Raw genomic sequence first — 8188 nt, forward strand, 5'->3', positions numbered from 1 at the left:
TCAAAGGCTGGCTGCGCACCACGCGCAGCACCGATATCTGTAGAAACGTACCAAGGGCCTGGAAAATTACAGGCTGGCCACGGCCGCCGCCAAGGCACGCCCGAAAATCTCAGCCACCTGGTCGACTTCGCCAGCGGTGATCACCAGCGGTGGCAGGAAACGCACCACACTGCCATGGCGCCCGCCCAGTTCCAGGATCAGCCCGCGCTTGAGGCATTCGCGCTGCACCAGCGGCGCCAACTGGCGATGCACCGGTGGGTGGCCCTGACTATCAGGCGTGCCAGTCGGGTCTACCAGCTCCACCCCCAGCATCAGCCCACGCCCACGGATATCCCCCAGGTGCGGGAAGTCGCGCTGCAGGATGCGCAGGTGTTCGCCCAGGCGCTCGCCCATGGTCGCCGCATGGCCTGCCAGGTCGTGATCCTTGAGGTAGCGCATCACCGCCGAGCCCGCCGCCATCGCCATCTGGTTGCCGCGGAACGTCCCGGCATGGGCGCCCGGCAGCCAGGTGTCGAGCCAGTCGCGATACACCACCACCGCCAGCGGCAGGCTGCCGCCAATCGCCTTGGACATGACCACCACGTCCGGAATGATGCCGGCGTGTTCGAAGGCAAACATTTTGCCGGTACGCCCAAAACCGCTCTGGATCTCATCGACGATCAGCGCCACCCCCGCTTGCGCGGTGATACGGCGCAGGCCACGCAGCCAGTCGAGGTCCGCCGGGATTACGCCGCCCTCACCCTGGACCACTTCGACAATCACCGCCGCTGGCAACAGCACGCCGGCTTCCGGGTCGTTGAGCAGGTTTTCCAGGTAATGCAGGTTGACCCGCACACCTTCGGCGCCACCCAGCCCAAACGGGCAACGGTAGTCATACGGGAATGGCAGGAATTGCACGCCATTGCCGAGCAAGGCGCCCAAGGGTTTCTTTGGCCCCAGGCTGCCCATCAAACTCAGCGCGCCCTGGCTCATGCCGTGATAGCCGCCCTGGAACGACAGCACGGTGCTGCGCCCGGTAGCAGTGCGCACCAGCTTCAACGCGGCTTCCACCGCATCAGTGCCGGTGGGGCCGCAGAACTGGATTTTCGCTTCTCGCGCCAGTTCCGACGGGAGCAAACCGAACAGGTCCTGCACGAATTGATCCTTGACCGGCGTGGTCAGGTCCAGGGTATGCAGGGGCAGTTCGTCGCTCAGCACTTGCTGGATGGCCTGGATCACAACCGGGTGGTTATGCCCCAGCGCCAGGGTTCCGGCGCCGGCCAGGCAGTCGATAAACCGCCGCCCCTCCACGTCCTCCACGTAAATGCCCTTGGCGCGTTTGAGTGCCAGGGGGATGCGCCGTGGGTAGCTGCGGGCGTTGGATTCCTGCTGGCGCTGGCGGGCCAGCAGCGGGCTTTCGTCAAACTGATAGAGCGTTTCCGCGGCCTGCACCGGGGCGTCTTCGATACGGCTGGTAGCGACTGACATCTGTGGATCCCTCAATACGCTGATGATCGTGACCAAACTGCCGATCCGTTGGCGTCTGGCCCAAGGGCATGCGCACGGATTTCCTGTTGTGGAGACGCTTCAGCGTGAAAAGGATTTAGGGGACGAGGGTTGTTAACTGATGAATGAAGATCCAATTGTAGGAGCGAGCTTGCTCGCGAAAAACTCCCCGGCGCCGCGTTTATCCAGAAAGCCCGCGGTATCGTTGACGTTTTTCGCGAGCAAGCTCGCTCCTACATTTGAACAGTGCTCGGTATTAAATCCCGCGGTACTTTTCGTTCAGGGCATACAAGATCGCGCACGTCTCTGCATCCAGGAATCCACAATAATCCCGTGGCCGAAAGTGCATCTGGAACGCCCGGGTGCGCTGTTCAAAGGCCCGGCGATTCTGCGCGGGCTTGTAGCCATAACGCTGAAACGCCCGCTCCACTTCGACCTCCGGCGGCAAGCCGAGACAAAAGCGGCGCTGGTACATCGCCCGGCTCGATTCATCAAACCAGGCCCCGATGCCGGCCTCATGCAGCACACGCCAGGGCAACCGAGGCCCAGGGTCGCTCTTGCGCCAGTAGGCCACGTCCGAATGCCCGAGCCAGTCAGTGGGGCCCACCTGTGGATAGCGCTCCAGCAGGTCGCGAAGCAATTCAATCAGTAGGTCAATCTGTGCCGGTGCGTACTCCGGAAAGGTAAAGACCCCCGCTTCATCCCGCGCCAGGTTGACGATTTCAATGCCCACCGAGCGGCTGTTGAGATCGGCCTTCCCCGCCCAATAGCTCACGCCTGCGTGCCAGGCGCGCTGGTCCTCGTCCACCAGGCGAAACACCCGCAGCTCTTCATAACCGGCAGCGCGGTAGCTGGGTTCAGCGGGGTCGGGCAGCAGATAGTGGGCGCTGACGCCATCTTGGGTGAGGGTGCGTAGCGAGGAAGCAAAGGGCGCGGCCGTGTAGTGCACAAGCACCTGCTGCACGGATTCGCCACGGCGGTCGTTGAAATCCCTGGCGGGGAAACTGGTGTCGATCACCAACATAAGAACAGTCCTTTTCAATTCAGGCCGACTCATTCGGCCCGTTCAAGCGCAAAAAAATTACCGCCATCCTGAAGGCTTGAGCCTCAGGCGGGCGGTAATTATTTGCCACGTGAATAGGACTGCTCAGCGCCGCAACGGCATGCCCAGGTCGACCCGCATACCATCGGGCTGGCTGTCGAAGTGCAACGAGCAGGAACAGCGCTGCACGATCGCCTGGACAATCGCCAGGCCCAGGCCACAGCCTTCGCTGCTGCCATTGCGCCAGAAGCGTTGGGTGAGGTATTGCAGGTCTTCGCTGGAGATCTGCTGGCCATGGTCACGCACGCGGAACACCACGTTATCCGGGGTAGAAAACACCTGCAGTTCCACGCGGGTATCGGCCGGGGTATGGCGCAAGGCGTTGTCCAGCAGGTTACGCAAGGCCGCGACGGCAAGGCCCACAGGCATTGCCACTGGAACAGGGGAAAGATCCGGCGCCAGGATCAGATCAATGCGTGAATTGTCGCCGGCGTTGGCATCCTGGATCGCCAACCGGGCGACTTCCTCGGCACTGGACTGCAGGCCATCGTCAAACGACAGGCTGCCCTCCACCCGCGCCAGCAACAACAGTTGCTCCAGGGTGCGATGCAAGCGATCGGCGCCCTCCTCGGCGTGCGCCAGGGACTGGTCGCGGGCCGTGCCCTCGGTCATGCGCGCGACTTGCAGGTGGGTCTTGATCGCGGTCAACGGGCTGCGCAGTTCATGGGCGGCGTCACCGGTCAGGCGACGTTCGCGCTCGATGGTCTTGGCGATGCGCTGCAGCAGTTGGTTCTGGGTGTCGAGCAACGGCTTGAGTTCACTGGGCAGAGGGTGAATCTGCAGAGGCTCGAGGGAGTCGACACTGCGCCGCATCAGGGCATCCCGCATACGGTTGAGCGGCACCAGGCTCTGGCCAATGCCCAGCCACAGCAGGCACAGGCAGCCCAGCAATGCCACGCCGACCGGCACCGACGCCGCCAGCAGGATCGACAGGTTGAGGGCTTCACGCTCCACCTGGCGGTCGGCGGTGGTGATCAGCAAGTCGCCACGGGACAGGGTAAAGCTGCGCCAGCCCACGCCGTCGATGATCTGGTCGCGAAAACCGCTGCGGCGCGACTCCAGCCCTTCCTCCGGCGTGGTATGGCTGCGCGCCAGGATCTCGCCGCGCAACGAACTGACCTGGCAGGCCATGCCGCCCGGCACATTCAGTTGTTCGGTACGCAAATGCGCGCCACCGCTGACGCTGGCCAGGCCCGGCATCTGCTCGGTGAGCCCGGCTACCATGCGCGCCGAAGCCACCAGGCGCTGGTCGAGGGAAAACATCATCTGGTTGCGCAAATCGTTGAGCATCCAGGCGGCCGCCAGCACCCAGATCAGTACAAAAGCGGCGCCCAGCTTGAACGTCAGGCGCAGACGCAAGCTCATCACGGAGTGTTTTCTCCCCCATCAGCCGTGCCCAGGCGATAGCCCAGCCCCCTGACGGTTTCGACGATGCCATTGCCCAACTTGCGCCGCAGGTGGTGGATATGCACGTTGAGGGCGTTGCTTTCCAGTTCGTCGCTGAAGCCGTAGACGCTGTCCTTGAGCTGTTCGCTGGACAGTACGCGGCCCTTGTTGTGCAACAGTGCCTGCAACAACGCCTGTTCACGCCGGGACAGATCCACCGGCTGGCCGCCGAGGAAGGTCTCGCGGCTGCTGGGGTCGTAGGCCAGGCGCCCATGTTCGATCAGGTTGACGCTGCGCCCCGCCACCCGGCGCAACAGGGTTTGCAGGCGAGCGGCGAGTTCACGCAAGTCGAAGGGCTTGAGCAGGTAATCGTCGGCGCCGGCTTGCAAGCCATCGACGCGGTTGGTCACCGAGTCCCGCGCGGTGAGGATCAGCACCGGAATGTCCAACCCCTGGCTGCGCTGTTGTTGCAGCAGCTTGAGGCCGTCTTCGTCGGGCAGGCCAAGGTCGAGCACCATGATGTCGAAGGCCGCGGCCTTGAGCATCGCCCGCGCCGCCGAGGCCGTGGCCACGCGCTCCACGGTAAAGCCCTGGGCGGTCAGGCCGGCCACGATGCCACTGGCGATCAGTTCGTCGTCTTCACAGACCAGTACGTGCATGGTTAACCCTTCATGAAAGATGGCGCGATTAGAAAAGCCACGGATTAAGCGCGCATTATGCCGCTAAAGTTCGCAACACCGGACAATCCCTACGCTCTAGAATAGCGGCGGTTAATCATCGGTTAATCAACGCCACACATTGTGTGCCTCACTTGCATCGAACTAAGGCTTGACCATGCGGCATCTGTTTACCTTTCTGCTGGTGTTGTTCGCGGGATTCGCGCAGGCAGCGCCGGGCAGCCCCTTCGAAACCAAACCCGACTTCCTCCCGGTAGGCAAAGCCTTCGCCTTTACCTCCGAACGTCTTGAAAGCGGCGAAACCCAGCTGTTTTGGCAGATTGCCGACGGTTACTACCTGTACCAGCAGCGCATGAAGTTCGACGGCCTGGCCGAAAAACCCGTGCTGCCCGAGGGTGAAGCCCATAGCGACGAGTTCTTTGGTGAACAACAGGTGTATCGCCAGGGCCTGGAAGTGAAGATCCCCGCTGGAACCACTGGCCAGGTCAAGCTCGGCTGGCAGGGCTGCGCCGATGCGGGCCTGTGCTATCCGCCGCAGTCGATCACCGTGGACCTGGGCGGCAACCCGGCCGTCGCCGCGACCGCGCAAGCCCAGGATCAAAGCCTGGCCAGCGGCCTGCAGCAGCGCAGCCTGGGGTGGAGCTTGCTGGTGTTCTTCGGCCTGGGCCTGCTGTTGGCGTTTGCGCCCTGCTCGTTGCCGATGCTGCCGATCCTCGCTGGCCTGGTGGTCGGTAGCGGCGCCAGCCCGCGTCGCGGCTTTGCCCTGGCCGGCAGCTACGTGGTGTGCATGGCGCTGGTGTATGCCGCCCTGGGGGTGATGGCCGCGTTGCTCGGCGCCAACCTGGCGGCGTTACTGCAAACCCCGTGGATCCTCGGCAGCTTTGCGGCGTTGTTCGTGCTGCTCGCCCTGCCGATGTTCGGCTTCTTTGAACTGCAACTGCCCGCCTTCCTGCGCGACCGCCTCGATAACGTCAGCCGCCAGCAAAGCGGTGGCAGCCTGGTAGGTGCCGGTGTGCTCGGCGCGTTGTCCGGCCTGCTGGTGGGGCCGTGCATGACCGCGCCCCTGGCTGGCGCCCTGCTGTACATCGCCCAGAGCGGCAATGCGCTGCACGGGGGGCTGATCCTGTTTGCCATGGGCATCGGTATCGGCATCCCGCTGTTGCTGCTGGTGACTGTGGGCAATCGCTTCCTGCCCAAGCCGGGCACCTGGATGAACGTGCTCAAGGGCATCTTCGGCTTCCTGTTCCTGGGCACCGCGGTGCTGATGATTCGCCCGGTGGTCGGCGACAGCCTGTGGATCGGCCTGTGGGGCGCCTTGGCGCTGGTGATGGCGTACTGTGGCTGGGCGCTGGCCCGTGAGTCCGGCCTGGCGGCCAAGGTATTCGGCGCTGGTTCCCTGGTGCTGGGCCTGTGGGGCGCGGTGCTGGTGGTGGGGGCGGCCGGTGGCAGCGATGAGCTGTGGCAACCCTTGAAGGTCTACAGCGGCTCAAAGGTCGCCGGAGCACCGAGCGCCCACGATGCCTTCACCACGATCAACGACCCGGCCGTGCTGCAAAGCCAGCTCGACAGCGCCAAGGCCCAGGGCCAATGGGTGCTGCTGGACTACTACGCCGACTGGTGCGTGTCGTGCAAGATCATGGAGAAACAGGTGTTCGGCAAACCCGAGGTGATGGACGCGCTCAAAGACGTGCGCCTGTTACGCCTGGACGTCACCGCCGACAACGCCGCCAGCCGCGAGCTGCTGGGCCGCTACAAAGTGCCAGGGCCACCGAGCTTCGTGTGGATCGGCCCGGACGGTGAAGAACGCCGCGCCCAACGCATCACCGGCGAAGTAGACGCCGCCGCCTTCCTGCAACGCTGGACCCAGACGCGGGACGCTCTCTGATGCTGACCCTCACCATCGGCACCTTCGCCATCGCCCTGAATCACCTGCTGCTGATCAGCGCGCTGATTCTCGCCACCCTGGTGGGCTGGCGCGTGGCCAAGCGCGGCGGCGAAAACCCGGAGTCGGTGCTGTTCAGCCTGTTTCTGCTGGGCCTGCTCGCCGCCCGCGTCAGCTTTGTGCTGATGTACTGGAGTTATTACAGCCACGACTGGGTGGAGATGGTCGACCTGCGTGACGGCGGCTTTCTCGCCTGGCCCGGGATCATCGCGCTGATCCTCGGCGCGCTGGTCTACGGCTGGCGTCGCCCTGCCCTGCGCAAGCCGCTCAGCGCCGGGGTGATCACCGGCCTGGTGTTCTGGGGCATGACCAGCCTGTCCCTCAGTCTGTACGAAAAAGGCACGCGCCTGCCGGATATCACCCTGCGCAATGCCAATGGCGAGGTGGTGCAACTGGCGGATTATCAAGGCGGCCCGTTGGTGATCAACCTCTGGGCCACCTGGTGCCCGCCGTGCCGACGCGAAATGCCGGTGCTGGAAAACGCCCAGCGCATGCGCCCCGATGTGACCTTCCTGTTCGTCAACCAGGCCGAAAGCATGCAAAGCGTCAGCACTTACCTGGCCACCCAGGGCCTGAACCTCGACAACGTGCTGTTCGACGCCAGCGGCCGCCTCGGCCAGGCCGTGGGTTCCATGGCCTTGCCGACTACGTTGTTCTACCAAGCCGATGGGCGCCTGATCAACAGCCACCTGGGCGAACTCTCCGAAGCCAGCCTGGCCCGTGCCATGGAACCCTTCGACAACACCACGACAAGGAAACCGACATGCCTCGCCTCCGCCACCTGCTGACCCTGCTGCCTTTGACGCTAGCCGCTACGCTGGCCCAGGCCGAAGACCTGCCGGCCCCGATCAAACAGATCGAAGCCAAAGGTGCCAAGATCATCGGCAAATTCGATGCCCCCAGCGGCCTCACCGGCTACGCCGCCCAGTACCAGAACCGTGGCATGGCCCTGTACCTGACCGCCGACGGCAAGCACGTGATCGCGGGCAACCTGTACGACGCCCAAGGCAATGACCTGAGCACCGCGCCCCTGGAAAAACTGGTGTACGCGCCGATGGCCAAGGAAGTCTGGGCCAAGATGGAAAACAGCAGCTGGATCCAGGACGGCGATAAAAACGCCCCGCGCACCGTCTACCTGTTCAGCGACCCCAACTGCCCGTACTGCAACATGTTCTGGGAACAGGCCCGCCCGTGGGTGAAGGCCGGCAAGGTGCAGTTGCGCCACATCATGGTCGGCATCATCCGCGAAGACAGCCCAGGCAAATCCGCCGCCCTGCTCGCCGCCAAAGACCCGCAAAAAGCCCTGCAAGAACACGAAGCCGCCGGCAAGGGCAGCAAGCTCAAGGCGCTGGAAAAGATCCCGGCCGAGGTCGAGGCCAAGCTTGATGCCAATATGAAGCTGATGGATGAACTGGAGTTGTCGGCGACGCCGGCGATCTTCTATCTGGATGACAAGGGTGGGTTGCAGCAGCAGCAAGGGGCGCCTTCGCCGGATAAGTTAGTGAAAATTCTCGGGCCAAAATAAGCGCCGCCCTCGCGGGCGCCATCGCAGGCAAGCCAGCTCCCACATTTGAATGTATTCACAACTCAAAATGT

Annotated in this window: 7 protein-coding genes; 3 read left to right on the forward strand and 4 right to left on the reverse strand. The window is 63.7% G+C overall.

The window, feature by feature from the left end; genetic code table 11:
* Positions 1–66: 66 nt before the first annotated feature.
* From ACP7CZ_RS03805 to ACP7CZ_RS03820, 4 genes are all read right to left on the reverse strand, one after another.
* Positions 67–1467, reverse strand: a complete 1401-nt coding sequence (locus ACP7CZ_RS03805; protein ID WP_054896341.1) for an aspartate aminotransferase family protein — start codon at positions 1465–1467, stop codon at positions 67–69.
* A gap of 274 nt (positions 1468–1741) precedes the next feature.
* The gene (locus tag ACP7CZ_RS03810; RefSeq protein WP_054896342.1) at positions 1742–2509 is read right to left on the reverse strand and encodes an N-acetylmuramoyl-L-alanine amidase; all 768 of its coding nucleotides are present in this window, start codon (positions 2507–2509) and stop codon (positions 1742–1744) included.
* A gap of 123 nt (positions 2510–2632) precedes the next feature.
* Positions 2633–3952 carry an ATP-binding protein gene (locus ACP7CZ_RS03815; protein WP_198790830.1) on the reverse strand — a complete coding sequence of 440 codons (1320 nt, stop codon included), beginning with the start codon at positions 3950–3952 and terminating at the stop codon, positions 2633–2635.
* Entirely contained in the window at positions 3952–4632 is a 681-nt protein-coding gene (locus ACP7CZ_RS03820; RefSeq protein WP_014719307.1) for a response regulator, read from the reverse strand. Before ACP7CZ_RS03820 ends, ACP7CZ_RS03815 begins: the two co-directional genes overlap by 1 nt.
* A 175-nt stretch (positions 4633–4807) precedes the next feature.
* Between ACP7CZ_RS03820 and dsbD the strand changes: the two genes are divergently transcribed.
* From dsbD to dsbG, 3 genes are read left to right on the forward strand one after another with little or no spacing between them, the layout of a single operon-like run.
* On the forward strand, positions 4808–6535 hold the full coding sequence (gene dsbD, locus ACP7CZ_RS03825; RefSeq protein ID WP_034126123.1) for a protein-disulfide reductase DsbD: 1728 nt from the start codon (positions 4808–4810) through the stop codon (positions 6533–6535).
* On the forward strand, positions 6535–7380 hold the full coding sequence (locus ACP7CZ_RS03830) for a TlpA disulfide reductase family protein (RefSeq protein ID WP_034126122.1): 846 nt from the start codon (positions 6535–6537) through the stop codon (positions 7378–7380). Before dsbD ends, ACP7CZ_RS03830 begins: the two co-directional genes overlap by 1 nt.
* Positions 7356–8117 carry a thiol:disulfide interchange protein DsbG gene (gene dsbG / locus ACP7CZ_RS03835; RefSeq protein WP_020302229.1) on the forward strand — a complete coding sequence of 254 codons (762 nt, stop codon included), beginning with the start codon at positions 7356–7358 and terminating at the stop codon, positions 8115–8117. The genes ACP7CZ_RS03830 and dsbG overlap by 25 nt, the downstream gene beginning before the upstream one ends.
* The last annotated feature ends 71 nt before the right edge of the window (positions 8118–8188 follow it).

Origin of the sequence: Pseudomonas sp. DWP2-2, from assembly GCF_049897065.1 — a bacterium.
Classification (GTDB): Bacteria; Pseudomonadota; Gammaproteobacteria; order Pseudomonadales; family Pseudomonadaceae; genus Aquipseudomonas; species Aquipseudomonas paracarnis.

Bases quoted from the DNA above. Each gene is read 5' to 3' on its own strand.
- ACP7CZ_RS03830 (WP_034126122.1), top strand. From the start codon at position 6,535: ATGCTGACCCTCACCATCGGCACCTTCGCCATCGCCCTGAATCACCTG.
- ACP7CZ_RS03805 (WP_054896341.1), bottom strand. From the start codon at position 1,467: ATGTCAGTCGCTACCAGCCGTATCGAAGACGCCCCGGTGCAGGCCGCG.
- dsbG (WP_020302229.1), top strand. From the start codon at position 7,356: ATGCCTCGCCTCCGCCACCTGCTGACCCTGCTGCCTTTGACGCTAGCC.
- ACP7CZ_RS03815 (WP_198790830.1), bottom strand. From the start codon at position 3,952: ATGAGCTTGCGTCTGCGCCTGACGTTCAAGCTGGGCGCCGCTTTTGTA.
- dsbD (WP_034126123.1), top strand. From the start codon at position 4,808: ATGCGGCATCTGTTTACCTTTCTGCTGGTGTTGTTCGCGGGATTCGCG.
- ACP7CZ_RS03820 (WP_014719307.1), bottom strand. From the start codon at position 4,632: ATGCACGTACTGGTCTGTGAAGACGACGAACTGATCGCCAGTGGCATC.
- ACP7CZ_RS03810 (WP_054896342.1), bottom strand. From the start codon at position 2,509: ATGTTGGTGATCGACACCAGTTTCCCCGCCAGGGATTTCAACGACCGC.